This is a genomic window from Actinocorallia sp. API 0066, from assembly GCF_020991275.1.
GTDB lineage: Bacteria > Actinomycetota > Actinomycetes > Streptosporangiales > Streptosporangiaceae > Actinocorallia.
The window spans coordinates 1-286 of record NZ_JAJLQY010000043.1; the positions used below are offsets into that span (position 1 = coordinate 1).

1 protein-coding gene is annotated in these 286 nt (G+C 60.8%); it reads right to left on the minus strand.

Annotation, left to right across the window (positions count from 1 at the left end; translation table 11 throughout):
* The coding region (locus tag LO762_RS32260; protein ID WP_230620150.1) for a 4Fe-4S dicluster domain-containing protein at positions 1–286 on the minus strand (286 nt) is incomplete at both ends.

Below are 286 nucleotides of genomic sequence, written 5' to 3' on the forward strand. Positions count from 1 at the left end.
GAAGTCGAGTTCCTCGATCCACTCCAGCCGCTTCATCTCCCCCATACCCCAGGGGTTGCCCTTGTTCTCCAGATTCTTCAACATCACCCCCGCCTCAGACGGGAACGACGACTCGATCATCGCCTGGTACCGGCGCATGTCCAGGATGTGATCGATGTGCTCGATATCCACCGGGCACTGCTCCACACACGCACCACAGTTCGTGCACGACCACAGGACGTCGGGATGGATGACACCGTCCTCACCGACCAGGGGCTTGTCGGCTTCCATGGCCAGACGCTGCTCG